The sequence below is a fragment of the Mesorhizobium sp. B2-4-19 genome, assembly GCF_006441315.1.
Classification (GTDB): domain Bacteria; phylum Pseudomonadota; class Alphaproteobacteria; order Rhizobiales; family Rhizobiaceae; genus Mesorhizobium.
The window spans coordinates 41,344-57,816 of sequence record NZ_VFUV01000013.1 but is presented as its reverse complement, the minus strand read 5'-3'; the positions used below and the strand labels follow the sequence as shown (position 1 = coordinate 57,816).

The window sequence follows — 16,473 nt, the reverse complement described above, 5'->3', positions numbered from 1 at the left end:
GGGCGCAAATCGGATCTGGTCGGTTAGATGGGTTCAGGCAATGTCCGCCGGCTCGGCCTTGCGTTTTCGCCCCGTGATCATGGCCCGTACCAGATTTTCGCGATGGCGAAAGCTTGCCATAACGACGCCGCCCATATGGAAAAGGACCAGCAGAAGTAGGCCGTGTGCGCTGAGGCTGTGCATCGTTTCGACCCACGACACGCCGAAATAGGCGTCCGTCGTCATCAGCCAACCGGTCAGTGCGGTTGAACCCATCGCCGTGATCAGCATGAGTATCATTGCGCCGCCGGCAGGGTTGTGGCCGATGTAGCGGGCTTCGCGACCGTGCAGCAACGCCCAGAGGTAGCGCAGCACCGTTTCCCGGTCACGCACGAATTGCGAGAAGCGCGCATAGGGTGTGCCAAGGACACCCCACACGAGCCGCGTCACGACCAGCCCGGCAGCAGTGTAGCCAGCCCAATAGTGGACGTCCTCCGAAGAATGGGAGGTGAGCCAGGCCGTAACGAAGCTGAGCACCAGCGCCCAGTGAAAGCCTCGCACGACTCGGTCCCAGACGCGCACCATCTCCAGCGATGGTTGCGCGTCCGCCGCTATTGAAGCGTTCCGATCAGTTTTCGCCGGCTTCGGCATTATCGAGCTTTTCAAGGGTCTCGGCATTGTAGGCGAGATTCACTTTCTTGCCGGACTTGTCGACTGCGTAGACTTCATAGCAACCCTTCTCGACCTTGATCTGGCGGACGGTGAGACCTTCGCCGGTCAATTGCGCCTCGAGCGTTGCCTTGGGCTTGAACTGTGATTTCGGCGCGGGGCTGCAGCTGCCGCCAGCAGCGAGCGCCGGTCCTGCAAGCATGCCGGCGAGCGCGGCGAGGACGAGTGTGCGATACATAATGGCTCCATTCGAGAGGTTGGGCGCGGATGTTGCGCCTTGAGGGGGGATTTCGACCGGTTCGGTCAGACGGCGGTATGACCGTCATTGGTGCGGGATAGCCAATTCAACCTGACAACTGGCTGACAGCGACATAGGCCCGCCGATAGGGTTCACCGCCGGTAGGTTTGATCTGGCGCAAGGATCGCGGGTGGCGCCGCGAGCAGGATGATGGCTCGGATACAGAGCGCTTCTGCTGCTATCCCGAGGAGAAAAGTCATGAAAGCCATATTGAGGAGAGCTACGCTTGGGCTTGCCGCCGCAATGCTTATGATCGGCAGCGCCGGCGCGACGCGGGCTGCTTCGATTGTCCAGGTCTCTTTATGGGACAAGGGGGCAAGCGTGCAAATGCCCATGGGGCTCGCTTATGCGACGCCCGGGATCGATCTCTCCAAGGCCACCATGGGTATGAAGGCGTCCCCCGGAGCGGTGAAGGCAGGGGAGGTTACATTCAACGTGAAAAATGACTCCAAGGACACCGTTCACGAAATGATCGTCATGTATCTTGCCGATCCCGGCAAGCCGCTTCCCTATCTTGATGCCGAGAACCGGGTCGACGAAGACAAGGCAGGCGACAAGGGCGAGGTTTCAGAGCTCGATCCCGGCAAATCAGGCACGTTGACCGTCGAACTGAAGGCTGGAAAATACCTGCTTGTCTGCAACGTACCGGGTCACTATGGAGCCGGCATGTGGGCCGAATTCACTGTCGATCCATAGGCCTTGAACCTGGCGACCCTGCGATTGTCGCAGTTTTTGAAAGCTCGCCGGGATCGCCGGTCCTGTCGGCTTGGCTGACGCATGACGGCAAGGTTACGTCCGAAGGCAAGGTCAACGGTTGGGCCGAACGTTGGCTCGACCAAACAGACGGATTGGGCGGTCTGGGCATTTTTTCCTGCGGCGTATGGAGCGCGTCATGAAAGCGATGGTGCTCGAAAAGGTCGGCGCCCCCTTGAAGCTGGTCGACAGGCCCGATCCCATGCCTGGGACGGGCGAGATAAGGCTGAAGGTCGAGGCATGCGCTGTCTGTCGCACCGATCTGCACGTCATTGATGGGGATTTGCGTCATCCAAACCTGCCGCTCATTCCGGGTCACGAAATCGTCGGCATCGTCGATTCTGTGGGCAAGGGCGTCGCGCGGTCCAGGGTGGGGCGCCGAGTTGGCGTGCCCTGGCTCGGCCGTGATTGACAGTCGAGAATTATCCGGCCCGTTCTCCCAGACCGCGCATTTGCCGGATCCACTTCGCACGGGTCGCATCGCCGGCGCCGGCGACCATGCCGAACAATGTCTCACGCACCGGACTGATGCCGACGAAATGCAGGATGCTCCGCCGCATGCCGGCCAGGCCATGTCCAAGGAACCATAGGCGGTAGAGAACGGCAGGCATGCCCATCGTCACCACGACGCGTGCGGAGCGGCCGCGAAGCAGTGTCTTGGTGAAGCCGCCGTCCTTGTCCGGGTGGGCAAAGGCGGTTCCCGGCCGCATGACCTGTTCCAGGAATGCCTTGAGCATGGCCGGCATGGTTCCGAGCCACAGTGGAAAGACAAAGACGATGTGCTCGGCCCAGACGATCGCGTCGGCGGCCTCCCTGAGGCCGACGGGCACCGCACCATGCTCGAACTCCTGCATTGTCCGCAGCATTGGACAATCAAGTGCCGCCAGATCGACCCGGCGCACGGCGTGTCCCGCCTTCTCCGCGCCTTCGCCATAGGCCTTGGCAAGGCCGCGGCAGAGCCGGTCCGGGGACGGGTCGGGATGGCCGACCACGATGAGGATGCGTCGCGAAATGATCTACTCGCAGCGAATCTGTCGTCGCGGCGTCAAGGCCGCTCGACCCGCGCTACCTGGTAGGTGTGCATGGCGCCGTTGCGCTCGATCGACACATATTCGCCGGTCACGAACCGTTCGTCGCCGAGATGAAAGCCGATTTCGTCGTCGCGATCGCCTTCGGCGTAGTCGAAATACCATTGTCCGCCCGGCTTGCGCCTCAGTCTGCCGATCAGGTCCTCCTCGCCGGTGCGGAAGCGGCGAACGCGACAGGAAGCCCTGTGCGATCTCCACTCTTCCGCATCGATCCGGCCTTCGCCGGTCAGCGGAGCCAACACGTCGTAACCCTCTTCGCGGTCGCCTTCCGGGTGGCCCTTTTCACGGGCCAGCAGCAGACGGACGTGGCGGAATTTGGGGGTGAGATCCTTCAGGCTGGTCATGGCGAACTCCTTTACGGAGTTTCATAGAGCGGTGGCTGGACCTGGCCCTTGATCCGCATCAAACAAAGCTCGGTCGCCGCGCTTCCCTCAGGTGCCAAGCAACAGGATGGCGCAGATGCCCATGGTCGCGGAGATCAACGTTGCGATCGCCAATGGCAACCAGAATCTGACCGGACCGGCAAATACCGCGAGCGACAGCCGGCCGACCGCGTTTGCTGCCAGCGCCGCGAGCACGGCCTGGCCCACCGTCTCGATGGACACGGAATGCTTGACCAGGCGCAACCCGCCGAGCACCGCAACATCGACATCGAACGTACCTGCAAGCGCCGAACTCACCAGCAATCCGCGCCCGCCGAATTGGGCGGCCAATCCGGCGCTCGCGGTCGCGACGATCGCGAAGAGCAAGGCGAAGAGCAACAATGGGCCCAGTTCGAAGGGATTGCGTGCCATGGCGCTCCCTTCGCCATTCCCTCTATCGCGGATCAGCAGCAATGCGCCGCAGGCAGCGAAGACGAGGGCAGCAGCGGTGGCCGGAATGCCAACCCAAGCGAAGACGCTCGGCTCGATGATCAGAACCACGGCGCAGACGCGGAGCACGGAAACCATTGCAGCCAATGATGCCGCTCCTGCGAGCGGTAGTGGGTTGCTTGCCGAGGCGGCGTTGCGGGCAAGCGCCAAGGTCACGGCGGTGGAAGAGACGATCGCGCCGGCGAGCGAACTGACGAGCAGGCCGCGCGTATTTCCCAGAATACGAACAGCCACATAGCCGGCGAACGAAATCGAGGCCATCAGCACCGTCAGGAACCAGACCTCCCACGGATTGAAACCTCCCCACGGGTCCATCGTCCGGTTCGGCAGCAAGGGCAGGACGATCGCCGTCATCACCGCCAGGATGAGAGCCGATCGCAGTTCGATCCAGGTCAGTCGCTTCAGCAGGCCGTGCAGCACCTCTCGGCTGGCCAGGATTGCCGCCAATGCCGCACCACCGGCGGCAGCCGCCCGATAGTCGTCGGTGACCGAAAGCGCGCCCAGCGCAAAAACGCCAAGGCCCGCGATCACGCTCGTGACACTGAAATCCTCGTCATGGGCAGCTTCGCGCGCCTTGTACCAGGCAAAGATTGCGGCAAAGGTGATGAACCCGCCGACCAGCACCGATACTGCACCGAGCGCGTTGGCGAGTGCGGCCAGAACGCCGCCGAGCAAGCCGGATATGCCAAAGGTGCGAATGCCCGCCGTGCGGCTGCGATCGGGCGCCTCCCGCTCGCGCCAGCCACGTTCCAGTCCAACGAGCAAGCCAATTGCCAGGGCCAGTCCGAGCCGGGCGATGAGCGGATCCATTGCCGCTGCAGCTTTCAGGCGGCGACCGTCGGCAGGCGGTCGCGAACCCACCTGACGATCTGGCCTGCCGTCATTGCACCTGATGTGCGCGCGATTTCACGCCCGCCATGGAAGAGGATCATCGTCGGGATGCCGCGAATGCCAAGCCTTGCAGCAACAGCCTGCTCATTGTCCGAGTTGAGCTTGAGCAGGCGAACATGTGGCTCCAGTTCGCGCGCCGCCGCTTCGTAGGCCGGAGCCATCATCTTGCACGGGCCACACCATGGTGCCCAGATGTCGACGACAACGGGAATACCGCTGCGCGCTATCTCGTGGTCGAACGCCTTGGCGTCGACGTCCAGTGGGTGACCTGAAAACAGCCTGTTCCCGCACTTTCCGCATTTGGCCTCGTGGGCATTGCGCGCCGGCGGCAGGCGATTGACCCCGCCGCATTTGCCGCAAACCACCAGATTCTGCTGTGCCATGGCCGTTCACCGATCCGTTGTTGTCCACTATGCGCGCCGGAGACGCCCGTCGCCAAGGGCGCGCAGTGCGTTCAGGATGACCGCGACGTCGATCCCTTCCTGAAGCAATGCACCTGCCACCGGCGCGATCTGCCCCATGGCCGCCGCGGCCATTGCGACACCCGAGAGCGCCAGCCCGACAACGATGCTCTGCAGGGCGATCGCGCGCGTCCGTCGGGCGATCCGCACTGCCTCGGCGACGGGCTCCAACCGGTCTGTGAGAACGATGACATCGGCCGCTTCGGAAGAGGCTGTCGCCCCGCGCGCGCCCATGGCGACGCCGACCGTCGCCGCGGCAAGGGCGGGGGCATCGTTGATGCCATCGCCAACCATCATTGTCGGCGCTCTTGCTTTCTCGGCCTCCACGATCGCGACCTTATCCGCGGGAATGGCATCGACAACGACGGCATCCAGATCCAGCATGGAAGAGATACGCTTTGCGGCGGCACCGTCATCACCCGTCAGCAGGACCATGCGCGTGATGCCGGCCGAGCGCAGGTTGACGAGCGTGTCGTGTGCATCGGCACGCATCGCATCGCCGAAAGTAAACACGCCGGCAAGTCGTCCGCCAAGTGCGACAAAAACCCTGAGCACCGGCTCCTCCCGGTATTTTTCTTCGCCGCCTTTCGCCCAGCCGGGCGGCGGCTTGTCGGCGAGCACGAGAGCCCGCGATCCGGCGGCGATCGATATGTTGTCAACTCGACCCTTCAGGCCCGCACCGCGATGCTCGCTGACATCACGCGGATGCGAAAGCATCAGCTGCCTGCCGCGCGCTGTCCGGACGATCGAGTCGGCGAGCACATGGTGCGAGGCTTGTTCCAGGGACGCCAACAACTGCAGCAATTGGTTCGCGTCACGGCCGGGCGCGGCTTCGATTTCGATGAGCTCGGCGCCGCCAATGGTCAAGGTTCCCGTCTTGTCGAAGATCGCGGTTCGGACTTGCGCGAGGGCCTCCAGAGCCGTGCCGCCTTTCATCAGGATGCCGGCCCGCGCGGCTCGGGAGACGCCGCCGATGAAGGCAACGGGGGCAGCGAGAATGAGCGGGCAGGGCGTTGCGACGACCAGCACCGCAAGCGCTCTGATCGGGTCGCCGGAAACATACCAGGCGGCGCAGGAAACCAGCAGAGTGGCAGGCAACAGGAACAGGGCAAAGCGGTCCGCCATGCGAATGAACGGAGATTTCGCGGTCTGTGCTGCGGCGACCATGCGTACGATCGCGGCATAAGTGCTTTCTTCGGCGAGGGCCGAAGCCCGCATGCTGAAGGTCTCGCCCGCATTGACGGTGCCGCTACGCAGCATGTCGCCCGCGGTCCGTCGTTCCGGCAGCGGCTCTCCGGTCACCGCGGACTCATCGATCGAAGCTGAAGCATCGAGCAGGATACCGTCGACCGGAAGCAGTTCGCCGGCGCGTACCAGAAGGGTGTCGCCGACAACGACCTTTTCGACGGAAATCCTTTCCGTTCCGTGTGTCGATTCGCGATGTGCGACACGCGGTGACCGGTCGGTGAGTGCCTTGAGGTTCCGCTCGGCACGGCCGCGGGCAAAATCCTCGAGCACGGTGCCGCCGGCATACATGATGGCGACCACTATCGCGGCCAGCGGTTGGCCAAGCAGCAGCGCGGCGGACATGGACACCAACGCAATTGCATCGACACCAAAGCGGCCGATCCAGAAATCACGCAGAATAGAGATGGCGAGAGCCGCCACCACGGGCAAGGTGGCCACCGTCCAGATCGTGCCGGCATCAAAAGGCCCGAGCCCGGTTCGCCAGGCTCCGATGCCGCCAACGAGACCCAGGGCCGCGATGACCAGCAATGCGCGCCGCAGAGTGGACTCGTTCATGCGATGCCTTCCGATTTGATCGATGCTCGCCAATTTTCGCTGGCGCTGACGGGCGTGTCGAACTCAAGCAAACAGCTAGTCCCGATAGGCTGGTGAAGACTTTGATCCAACGCAACGAACGGGCAAGATCGACAGGCGATTATCGCCACGAACAGGAGGCATAAGGGTGACGATCCGAAATCTCGAACATGCGTTCGCCCCGAGGTCGGTCGCCATCTTCGGTGCATCAGGGCGCGTCGGCTCGGTCGGCCGTGTCGTGTTCGACAACATCGTCAACGGCGGCTTTGAAGGCGAGATTTGGCCGGTCAACCCGAAATATTCCGAAATTGGAAATCGGCCCTGCTACGCCAATACTGCCGTTCTGCCTGATATTCCAGACCTCGGTGTCATCGTCACGCCGCCGGACACGGTTCCCGGCATCGTGCGCGAGCTCGGTGACAAGGGGACGCGGGCCGCGGTCGTGATCACCGCCGGGCTTACCCGCGAGAACGGCCTGCGTCAGGCCATGCTCGACGCTGCCAAGCCCACACTGTTCCGCATCATCGGGCCGAATACGGTCGGACTGATGATCCCGCCCGTCAAACTTAACGCGGGATTTGCGCATATGGCCGCCAAGCCCGGCAATATCGCACTGCTGTCGCAATCGGGCGCCATTGCCACGTCGCTGATCGACTGGGCAGGCGATAACAATGTCGGCTTCTCCCAGATCGTCTCGCTCGGCGACATGGCCGATGTCGATGTGGGGGACTGCCTCGACATGCTGGCGGGCGACATGCACACCCACGCCATCGTGATGTATCTCGAAACCATTCCCAATCCGCGCAAGTTCATGTCGGCGGCGCGCGCCGCCGCGCGCCTCAAGCCGGTGGTCGTCATCAAATCGGGCCGGCACGAGCAGGCGGCCAAGGCGGCCGCCACCCATACCGGCGCGCTGTCCGGAGCCGATCGTGTCGTCGATGCCGCATTGCTGCGCGCAGGCATCCTGCGCGTCAAAGGCCTGGCCGAGTTGTTCGATGCGGTTGAAACGACCGCCCGCTTCGCTCCGCTGGAGCGAGCCCGCGTCGGCATCGTCACCAATGGCGGTGGCGCTGGCGTGCTCGCCGTCGACCAACTTATCGACTGCAACGGGGAACTGGCCGAACTCGCGCCGGGAACGATTGCCCGCCTGGATGCCGTCCTGCCGGCCACATGGTCGCATGCCAATCCGGTCGACATCATCGGCGACGCTCCGCCTGAGCGCTACCGGGCCGCGGTCGAGGCCATCGCGGCCGATGCCGGGACCGACGTTGTCCTGGTCATGAACTGCCCGACCGGGCTCGGCTCGCCGCTCGCCGCGGCAAACGCGGTGGCAACGCTCGCGCAGGACGGCAAGATCGGCGGCAAACCGGTCCTGACCTGCTGGCTTGGCGAACACACGGCGCGCGAAGGGCGGCGTGTTCTTCAGGACGCGGGGATCGCCAGCCTCGAGACACCCGCTGATGCCGCGACGGCCGTATCCTACCTCGCCGACTGGTCGCGAGCCCAGCGGGCCCTGCTGCGTACGCCGTCGGGCCACTGCGAGGCCGCCACGAGCGGTCGAGAAGCGGTGCTTTCCGTATTCAGGCGGGTCGCCAGGGAAGGCCGGCGCATGCTGACCGAACCCGAGGCCAAGGCGGCGATTTCCGCCTACGGCATCCCGGTGCCCGAAACGATCATCGCCAGATCCCCTGCCGAAGCGGGGAAAGCGGCGAGCCGGCTTCTCAAGACATCCGAGCAGGTCGTCGTCAAGCTGCTGTCAAAGGCGATTTCGCACAAGTCGGACATTGGCGGGGTGGTGCTCGGCATTGCGGCCGCGGCGGCAGCCGAGGAGGCCGCCCGCTCGGTCAAGGCCCGGTTGCGTAAGCACGACCCCCAGGCCGATATCGAGGGTTATGCCGTGCAGCCGATGGTGGTGCGAAAACAGGCTCAGGAACTGATCCTTGGTGTCAGCCGCGATCCGATTTTCGGCCCGGTTCTGCTGTTCGGAGCGGGTGGCGTCGCCGTTGAAGTGACCGACGATACCGCGATCGCGTTGCCGCCGCTCGACGACGTTCTTGCCGGTGACCTGATCGGGCAAACGCGGATCGGCCGGCTGCTCGCCGGATTCCGCGATCGCAAACCCGCGGATCGGCAGGCGATCGTCGCGGCGCTAAACGGCCTGTCGCAGATGGTCGTCGACTTTCCGTGCCTCGTGTCAATGGACATCAATCCGTTGCTCGCCGACGCCGACGGCGTGATCGCACTGGACGCACGCATCGAGATCGAACCGGAGCGGGTGGAAGAAGCCGGGCCGAATCCCGCGCTGTGCATCCGGCCCTACCCGTCAGGCTGGGAGAAGGAAATCTCGGCAGGAGACGCTCGCTATCATATCCGGCCGATCAGGCCGGCGGACATTGCGCTCTATCCCGAATTCCTCGGCAGGATTTCGCCCGACGATCTGCGCATGCGGTTTCTGTCGCCGCGCAAAAGCTTCTCCGACCAGATGTTGAAGCGGCTCACCCAGCTCGACTACGACCGCAACATGGCTTTCGTAGCATTGGACACGAGCACTGGCGCGCTGGCAGGCATCAGCCGCTTGTCCTGCGATCCCGACCACGTCAGCGCCGAATACGCATTGCTGGTGCGGACGGACTTGCAGGGTCATGGTCTGGGGTGGGAGTTGCTCAGCCAGATCGTCGATTATGCAAAGGCCGATGGGATCCGCCGCATCGAAGGTATCGTGCTCAGTGAAAACAGCAAGATGCTGGCAATGTGCCGTGAATTCGGCTTCTCCCTCATGCATCTTGCGAACGAGCCGGGGCTTGTCGAGGCCAAGCTCGAACTCGGTTGAGGCCGATCATCCGCAACAGTCAGGAGGCCGTGCGCAGGGTCTCGGAAGCATCGCGCTGCCAACATTTCCTCAGTTCCGCGGCGATGTCGACGGGCTTTCGATCGGAATCGGTCCTGCGCCAGCTGGCCTTGCCGGCTTTTCGCTGCAATTGACGCGAGAGGATATCCACCGTTGCATCCGAGGGGCCGCCCTTGCGTTCGCTGACCCGTCGCCAAAGGACGAGTGGATCCGCCTCCAGCCAGAAACCGAAGAATGGAATACCCCGGTCTCGCGCCGCCTTCTCGATTCGCTCACGATCGGCCGGTCTGTCGAAAACCGCATCAGCTACAACCGAGCCGCCCTCGGAGAGAATCAGGCCGGCGCGCCATGCCATTTCGTTGTAGACGCGGTCGGACACATCGGGCCGATAGGCCTTGTCCGGCAGCCTGGTCTCGGCAGGCACGCCGTGCATCGCTTTGCGGATGCGGTCGCTTTCGACTATGCGCGCTCCGGGCGGCGCACCGACGTGGGCGGCGAGCGCCTCGGCAATAGTCGTCTTGCCTGAACCACTGAGGCCGCCGATGGCAACGAGCCTCGGCGGCGTTTGCTGCAGAAATGTTCGGGCCAGTTCGAAATAGGATCGGGCCTCGGCCGTCAATTTGCCGGAATCGGCGCTGCCTTCCTCGACCTGGGTGGCGGTGACATGCGCGCGCACAGCTGCCCGCACCGCCATGAAAAAAGGCAGCAGCACAAAGCCATCCTCGTCATCGGCCTCGTCGAGGTAGCGGTTCATCACGAGATTGGCGAGCTCTGGGAAACCGCGATGCCAAAGGTCCATCAGCAAGAAGGCAAGGTCGTACAGAACGTCGATGCTGGCGATCTGGTCATTGAATTCGATGCAATCGAAGAGGCGAGGCTCGCCATCGAAAAGGCAGATGTTGCGCAGGTGCAGATCGCCATGACACTGGCGGATTTTGCCCGCGGCCTCCCGGCGATCCAGCAATCCGGAATGGCGCGTGAGTGCGGTGCGGAAAGCCGCGGCAAACGTCTCGATCTCCCGTTTTGTAAAAACGTGACTGGTGCCAAAGCCCGCCTCGTTGATGTCGAGCACGCCCATCAAATTGAACGAGCCGGTTCCCTTGTGGATCTTCGGCGCGGCACGGTGATATCCCGCGATCATACGTGCGACGGCGGTCATCAGCGCTGGCATCAGTTCTCCTGCGGTCGCCATCCGATCAAGGAGCCTCGACTGATCAAACCGGACCATCTCGATCACCGCATCGACCATTTGGCCGATACCATCGAAAACGAGTTTGCCGCCGGCTTCGCGGGTAACGCGCCGCACGCCCAGATAAAGGCCGGGTGCGGTCTTGGCGTTGAGTTCCACCTCTTTCTCGCAAGCGGCCAGCCTTAGTGATGGCGTCGAGAAATCGACATAGGGCAGCTTGACCGCCCGTTTCATCTTAAAGGCACGTCCACCAATCAAGAAAATTCGCGAGATATGGGTCTCGATCGCTTCGACAGGTCCGGTCATGTCATAGGAGGCGGGATCAAGCAGGAACGCGATAGCGGATTGCTGCTCGTCAACGATCATGTCCGGCCTCTTCGATGCTGGCGTCGTGCGGAGACTGTTTGCGCCTTCTGCTTTCATTGCTGCAACGTCTCGACATAACCGGCCAGATCATGGATCCGTTCCCTGGTGACGATTTCCCCGGCATTCGGGCCATATTTCTTCACGTCACCGGGAAGGAATTGCCGGCCCCAGACCGGCATGTCGCGATCGCCATGCGCCGGCACCATGCCGCGACCGTCGATGACGGCAAAGACGCGCCAATAAGGGAATTCGCCGCCGTTGCGCCTGGAGAGGCGCGTCAGGTCGCTCGGCCGCTTCAACAACTCGTCGCCCAACGGGCCGTCGCCCTTGCCGTCTGGGCCATGGCAGACGGCGCATGAGTTCATGTATTCCGCCTTGCCGTTGCCGAGTACCTGGGCGCCAGCCGCGTTGAGGGCCGATCCCGCCAGAATCGCCGCGATCAGGAATTTCATCTGCGTTGCCCCGATTGATCGACCGAAACTACAGCCTTGGCTTCTCCGCACGTTGATACGGATCAAATGCCGCCACTCACGGTGTTTGACTCAGCGCAATGAAATCACCGGGCGCCGCCGCTAATGACTGACATCACGACTGAACCTTCACTCGAAATCAGGAGTCGCCGGCGTGACTTTCAGGACACTGCTTACGGTTACCGGGCCGAACCTGGGGCCGATGCCGCGACCAATGCTTGAGGGTCAATCGCTGCCGGTCTTGATGGCGCCATGGAGGTTCCCACGAGGAAAAAGCCGGCCGGCGCGGTTTGTGCCGGCCGCTCTTATTCTTGAAGGGTCGCGACTTTACTCGCTTGCCTCTCGCCCGGACAGCTGCTCGATCAGAATCCGAAAGAAAACATGCGGTGCATTGTCTGCCGTGGGGGACGCGACCGGCTTGAGTGAGCCGGGTTCCCACCAGTCGGTGTGCTTGCTCAACACTGACCAGGCATGATCCCGCTGAAGCTTGTACCCGATACGATCCGGCAGCTCTTCATATCGGCCATCGACAATGACGCTTCTCCATCCTCGGCCCTGGCCGTGCTCGTCGACCTGGACGGACACCAGCGGATTGGCCCGCATCCATTCGATTTTTTTGCCTGGCATGGAAAAAGCATAAAGATGAGCATCCGAATGGGCATAGTAGAGGGGCACGACGTAGGGCTGCCCGTCCTTCGCGCATGCCAGGCGGCCAACACGATTGGCTGTCAGGATTTTCGTGCATTCCAAGGCAGGGAGCGTGCGGACCAGCATCAATGTGATCTCCTGTTCTTCTCTGCCGCCGACCCGTCGCCCACCATATGGCGCTTGCGGGTTTTGTGCAGCCGGCCAGCCTCATCCAGCGCGGCGGTCACTTCACTGTCGGAAAGCTGCGGGAACCGCAGGTAGTGATAGCCCAATGCACGGAACCGCCCTGGCTGGCTAAGACATACCACGCGATCGGCCTCCGTCGCCAAATCGGCCAATGTATCCTGAGGAGACACCGGAACCGCCACGATGATCTCCCTGGGCGCCCGGTGCCTGAGCGCGCGTATGGCGACCTTCATGGTCGTTCCGGTTGCTGCCCCGTCGTCGACGAGGATCGCCGTTTTACCTGCGACTGACAACGACCTGCGATTGCCCTTGTAGGCGAGGCGTCGGCGTTCGAGTTCCGGGCGTTCGAGAGCGACCAGCGAGGCAAGTTCGGCATCGTCGAGCGCATAAGCCTCAATGATCTCCCGGTTGAGGACGACGTCTGGTGGATTGCCGTCCACGACGGCGGCTACCGCCAGTTCCGCGTTGCCCGGAGCACCGACTTTGCGGACGACGAGTACGTCGAGAGGCGCGCCCAGGGCTTTGGCGACTTCGGCGGCGACAGGAACCCCACCGCGCGGCAGCGCCAGAACGACCGGCTGGCAAAGATCGAGCCCGGCCAATTCGGTGCCGAGTCTTTCTCCTGCCTGCTTACGGTCGCGAAACATTGTTCAATCCGCCGGCCAGAGTTCGCGAAGGGACTTCTTCATCGAATTTCTCATCTGGGTGATCTCACCATGCGATATATGGCGATCGAGCAGCTTGAACACCCCGCTGATGGCGACGTCGAAATCGACGTCGTCGTCGTAGCCGAAGCTGTTCCTGACGCTGAGGACAAAATCACGCTTCTTGCGCTCATGCTCAGGCGCCGATGGGTCCCAGCCCTCGAAGTATATGCCGCGAATCAAAACGGGCAGTTGCGCCGAGAAATCGGCCGTTTCCGCCGGCGGCAACCAATCTCGCATCACGTGCAGAACAGACCTCAGAAGCCGGCACGCACTTGGCTCGCTCCAGCGGAGATCAGCGGCGAGTTCTTTTACCCACTGCTGTGCCTGCTGCGCAGCGTGGGTGAAGCCGGAAAATGAGGTGCGGGACATGTGGTTCATGGTTCTACTCCCTAAAATTCAGAGGAAGCCGAAATGGATGAAGACGATTGAGCACATGGCGGCTTCAGCCTCCGGCCTTCGCGATGATCAGCGGAACGATCCGGTCGCTCTTGGCGACAGCGGGCCGTCCTGTCGAGCCGTAGGGAATGCCGAGCGCGTCCCAGGTCTCGACCAGCGCGTCCTGCAGCTCGGCGATCAGCGCATCCGAATGGAACGGTGTCGGCGTGATGCGCAGACGTTCGGTGCCGCGCGGCACGGTCGGGTAGTTGATCGGCTGGATGTAGATGCCGTGCACGCCGAGCAGGCGGTCGCTGGCCATCTTGCAGAGTTCGGGATCGCCGACCAGCACCGGCACGATATGGGTTGGAGAGCCCATCACCGGCAGGCCGGCGGCCGAGAGGATCTGCTTGGTCCGCGCTGCCTGCCGCTGCTGGGCGTCGCGCTCGGCCTGCGAGTGCTTGAGATGGCGGATCGAGGTGGTGGCCGCGGCCGCGATCGCCGGCGGCAGCGCCGTGGTGAAGATGAAGCCCGGCGCATAGGAGCGCACCGCGTCGATGACAGCACTGGTGCCGGTGATGTAGCCGCCCAGCGTGCCGAATGCCTTGGCCAGCGTGCCTTCGATGATGTCGATGCGGTCGGCCAGGCCTTCGCGCTCGGTGATGCCGCCGCCGCGCGGTCCGTACATGCCGACCGCATGCACCTCGTCGATATAGGTCATGGCGTTGTAGCGCTCGGCGAGCTCGACGATCTCCCGGATCGGCGCGATGTCGCCATCCATCGAATAGACGCTTTCGAAGACGATCAGCTTGGCGCGTTCGCGCCCCGCCGCCTGCAGCAGGCTTTCCAGATGCGCGACATCGTTGTGCCGGAAGATCTTCTTCTCGGCGCCCGAGCGCCGCACCCCTTCGATCATCGAGGCGTGGTTCAGCTCGTCCGAGATGATCAGGCAGTTGGGCAGAAGCCGGGCGATGGTCGAGATCGAGGCTTCGTTGGAGACGAAGCCGGAGGTGAAGACCAGTGCCGCGTCCTTGCCGTGCAGGTCGGCGAGCTCATGCTCGAGCTCGACCAGCGGGTTGGAGGTGCCGGAAATGTTGCGGGTGCCGCCGGCGCCCGAGCCCATCTTGCCGGCCGCGTCCTGGAACGCGGCGATGACATCGGGATGCTGGCCCATGCCGAGATAATCGTTGGAGCACCAGACGGTGATTTCCTCGGCGCGGCCATTGGAACGCCAGATGGCGCGCGGAAACTTGCCCGCGATGCGCTCGAGGTCGGCGAAGACACGATAGCGACGCTCCGCGTGGAGCTGGTCGATCGCTTCTTCGAAGAACCGCTGGTAGTTCATGTCCGAACTCCTTTTCTGTGGAACGATCGTAGGTGTCGCCGCACCGGTTCCTCGCTCATTTGGCGGGGCTAGACGTAACCCCTTGCGGGAAGGGGCGACCTTGATTCAGGTCAACTTCAGGGGCGAAGGTATTCTTGCTCAGTTCGATATGAATCGATGCACCGATCCACTGCGCAGCACAGAATGCGTCACGCCGCCAAAGGCCATTTCACGGACACGGCTGTGGCCGTAACCGCCCGCAATGATCAGATCAGCCGTAAATCTCTCGACCAATCGGGAGGGCTGCCTGCCCGGCAAAGGTCATAGGGCTTGATCCTGATCAACGACCCCGAGGCGAATGGCATTAGCGTTGCGGCATCTCGCAACGGAGCCGTCGATCATGCACAGCTATCCAGGACCGCAGCGATCGGGCACGCAGCCGCTGCCAATGGCGGATAATGGCCAGAAGGTGGTTCTTGCCGCCGTGTCGCTCCAGGCGCACGCCTTCAAGGCGATGATGCGCTATCAGATCGAAACGCTTGCCTTTCTGAGGCATCGTTGCGAGCAGGATATCAAGCTGGCGGACGATCTCATCGGCGGTCCTGAATTCAATGACGCCTTCGAGGTCGTCGCCACCTTCCTGCACAATGCGGCCTCGGACTATGTCACCGAAGCCGGCAAGGTTGCGACACTGACGTCCAAGCTTGCATCGGAGGCGGCCGGGCTGGTGCGCAACGAAGCCAGAACCGCGATTGAAGACATAGCGGTGAAGACAGTCGCTTGATCGGAAATGCGGAGGCTTGCAGCCATGAACACCCGTATGGACAATGGCAGCCGCAGATATGGCGCGTGGGTTTCCGTGTTGGTGGCGGTTTGGCTTGGCTGCGCACCGCCAGCCTTGGCAAATAGCTCGGTCGAACGCGGCAAGGCATTGGTTGAGTTGAATTGCTCCCGTTGCCACGCGGTCGGCAGAACCGACACGAGCAGCCATCCGGATGCGCCCGCCTTTCGCACCTTGTCGAAGCGCTATCCGATCGCGGATCTCGAGGAAGCTCTCGCGGAAGGCATCTCGACGGGACATCCGGACATGCCTGAGTGGGTTGCGAGCCCTGACCAGATCGACGCGATCATCGCCTATATCAGCAGCCTGCAGCAACCGTGATCGAGGCACCGGCAGAGTAGGCAGAACTGGGGCGGATCCGATCAGGAGCGGCAAGCACGACCTCATGCCGGCGGCGATCGGGGCGATTCCAGAAAATGATGCAAATCAAAGCGCGGCCCATCGTTTGCGGACATCTTGATGCGATGTGGAAGCCAATCCAAAACGCTCCGTTTGATAGCGATCTCGAACTTGCCGTCCTTGACGAGGACGGCGTGCACGCGCTTGTATTTCCCTGCCGAAGGGTGGAGGAGGGTTGGAAGAACGTGGCCACTGGCGCGCGTGTCGATATCCGGCCGACCCATTGGCGCGACTGGGCGATGGAGAAAACGCTCGACGAGGACGACAGCCTTCAACCCGGCCAATAAG

The 16,473-nt window shown here is 62.8% G+C and carries 18 protein-coding genes and 1 pseudogene; 6 read left to right on the top strand and 13 right to left on the bottom strand.

Features of this window, described 5'->3' with window-relative positions; translation table 11 throughout:
* Positions 1-33 precede the first annotated feature (33 nt).
* Both FJ546_RS21085 and FJ546_RS21080 read right to left on the bottom strand, forming a co-directional pair.
* Positions 34-630 carry a cytochrome b/b6 domain-containing protein gene (locus FJ546_RS21085; RefSeq protein ID WP_348641991.1) on the bottom strand — a complete coding sequence of 199 codons (597 nt, stop codon included), beginning with the start codon at positions 628-630 and terminating at the stop codon, positions 34-36.
* Positions 608-886, bottom strand: coding sequence for a PepSY domain-containing protein (locus FJ546_RS21080; protein WP_140891091.1), 279 nt, complete (start codon positions 884-886; stop codon positions 608-610). The genes FJ546_RS21085 and FJ546_RS21080 overlap by 23 nt, the downstream gene beginning before the upstream one ends.
* A 258-nt stretch (positions 887-1,144) precedes the next feature.
* On the opposite strand from FJ546_RS21080, the gene FJ546_RS21075 reads away from it, so the two are divergent.
* Together FJ546_RS21075 and FJ546_RS21070 are read left to right on the top strand one after the other, a co-directional pair.
* A complete protein-coding gene (locus FJ546_RS21075) occupies positions 1,145-1,642 on the top strand; it encodes a sulfocyanin-like copper-binding protein (RefSeq protein WP_246686907.1) in 498 nt (165 codons plus the stop codon).
* 196 nt (positions 1,643-1,838) lie between these two features.
* Positions 1,839-2,102, top strand: a pseudogene (locus tag FJ546_RS21070) (alcohol dehydrogenase catalytic domain-containing protein); the annotation flags it as partial.
* A 19-nt stretch (positions 2,103-2,121) separates the two neighbouring features.
* Here the strand turns inward: FJ546_RS21070 and FJ546_RS21065 are convergent.
* From FJ546_RS21065 to FJ546_RS21045, 5 genes are all read right to left on the bottom strand, one after another.
* On the bottom strand, positions 2,122-2,712 hold the full coding sequence (locus FJ546_RS21065; RefSeq protein WP_140891088.1) for an NAD(P)H-dependent oxidoreductase: 591 nt from the start codon (positions 2,710-2,712) through the stop codon (positions 2,122-2,124).
* Between the two features lie 32 nt (positions 2,713-2,744).
* Positions 2,745-3,131, bottom strand: coding sequence for a hypothetical protein (locus FJ546_RS21060; RefSeq protein ID WP_140891087.1), 387 nt, complete (start codon positions 3,129-3,131; stop codon positions 2,745-2,747).
* Between the two features lie 87 nt (positions 3,132-3,218).
* Positions 3,219-4,469 carry an MgtC/SapB family protein gene (locus FJ546_RS21055; protein WP_140891086.1) on the bottom strand — a complete coding sequence of 417 codons (1,251 nt, stop codon included), beginning with the start codon at positions 4,467-4,469 and terminating at the stop codon, positions 3,219-3,221.
* 14 nt (positions 4,470-4,483) lie between these two features.
* Complete coding sequence (trxC, locus tag FJ546_RS21050) at positions 4,484-4,933, bottom strand: thioredoxin TrxC (RefSeq protein ID WP_140891084.1); 450 nt, start codon at positions 4,931-4,933, stop codon at positions 4,484-4,486.
* A 27-nt stretch (positions 4,934-4,960) separates the two neighbouring features.
* Entirely contained in the window at positions 4,961-6,814 is a 1,854-nt protein-coding gene (locus FJ546_RS21045; RefSeq protein ID WP_140891195.1) for a heavy metal translocating P-type ATPase, read from the bottom strand.
* Between the two features lie 166 nt (positions 6,815-6,980).
* On the opposite strand from FJ546_RS21045, the gene FJ546_RS21040 reads away from it, so the two are divergent.
* The gene (locus FJ546_RS21040) at positions 6,981-9,662 is read left to right on the top strand and encodes a bifunctional acetate--CoA ligase family protein/GNAT family N-acetyltransferase (RefSeq protein ID WP_140891083.1); all 2,682 of its coding nucleotides are present in this window, start codon (positions 6,981-6,983) and stop codon (positions 9,660-9,662) included.
* A 19-nt stretch (positions 9,663-9,681) separates the two neighbouring features.
* Here the strand turns inward: FJ546_RS21040 and FJ546_RS21035 are convergent, their stop codons facing one another.
* The 6 genes from FJ546_RS21035 to hemA form a co-directional block, all read right to left on the bottom strand.
* Positions 9,682-11,235 (bottom strand): bifunctional aminoglycoside phosphotransferase/ATP-binding protein, encoded by a 1,554-nt coding sequence (locus FJ546_RS21035; protein WP_140891081.1) that lies wholly within the window; start codon positions 11,233-11,235, stop codon positions 9,682-9,684.
* Positions 11,236-11,288: 53 nt separating this feature from the next.
* The gene (locus FJ546_RS21030; protein ID WP_140891080.1) at positions 11,289-11,687 is read right to left on the bottom strand and encodes a cytochrome c; all 399 of its coding nucleotides are present in this window, start codon (positions 11,685-11,687) and stop codon (positions 11,289-11,291) included.
* Positions 11,688-12,032: 345 nt separating this feature from the next.
* Positions 12,033-12,479 (bottom strand): pyridoxamine 5'-phosphate oxidase family protein, encoded by a 447-nt coding sequence (locus tag FJ546_RS21025; RefSeq protein ID WP_140891194.1) that lies wholly within the window; start codon positions 12,477-12,479, stop codon positions 12,033-12,035.
* On the bottom strand, positions 12,479-13,186 hold the full coding sequence (locus FJ546_RS21020; protein ID WP_140891078.1) for a phosphoribosyltransferase: 708 nt from the start codon (positions 13,184-13,186) through the stop codon (positions 12,479-12,481). The genes FJ546_RS21025 and FJ546_RS21020 overlap by 1 nt, the downstream gene beginning before the upstream one ends.
* A 3-nt stretch (positions 13,187-13,189) precedes the next feature.
* Positions 13,190-13,624 carry a DUF2267 domain-containing protein gene (locus FJ546_RS21015; protein WP_140891077.1) on the bottom strand — a complete coding sequence of 145 codons (435 nt, stop codon included), beginning with the start codon at positions 13,622-13,624 and terminating at the stop codon, positions 13,190-13,192.
* Positions 13,625-13,688: 64 nt separating this feature from the next.
* Positions 13,689-14,966: a 5-aminolevulinate synthase gene (hemA, locus tag FJ546_RS21010; protein ID WP_140891076.1), complete on the bottom strand. Its 1,278-nt coding sequence runs from the start codon at positions 14,964-14,966 to the stop codon at positions 13,689-13,691.
* Between the two features lie 379 nt (positions 14,967-15,345).
* Between hemA and FJ546_RS21005 the strand changes: the two genes are divergently transcribed.
* The 3 genes from FJ546_RS21005 (at position 15,346) to FJ546_RS20995 (ending at position 16,472) form a co-directional block, all read left to right on the top strand.
* Positions 15,346-15,729 carry a phasin family protein gene (locus FJ546_RS21005; RefSeq protein ID WP_246686906.1) on the top strand — a complete coding sequence of 128 codons (384 nt, stop codon included), beginning with the start codon at positions 15,346-15,348 and terminating at the stop codon, positions 15,727-15,729.
* A 24-nt stretch (positions 15,730-15,753) separates the two neighbouring features.
* Positions 15,754-16,107: a cytochrome c gene (locus FJ546_RS21000; RefSeq protein ID WP_246686905.1), complete on the top strand. Its 354-nt coding sequence runs from the start codon at positions 15,754-15,756 to the stop codon at positions 16,105-16,107.
* 95 nt (positions 16,108-16,202) lie between these two features.
* Complete coding sequence (locus FJ546_RS20995; protein WP_140891073.1) at positions 16,203-16,472, top strand: hypothetical protein; 270 nt, start codon at positions 16,203-16,205, stop codon at positions 16,470-16,472.
* The last annotated feature ends 1 nt before the right edge of the window (position 16,473 follow it).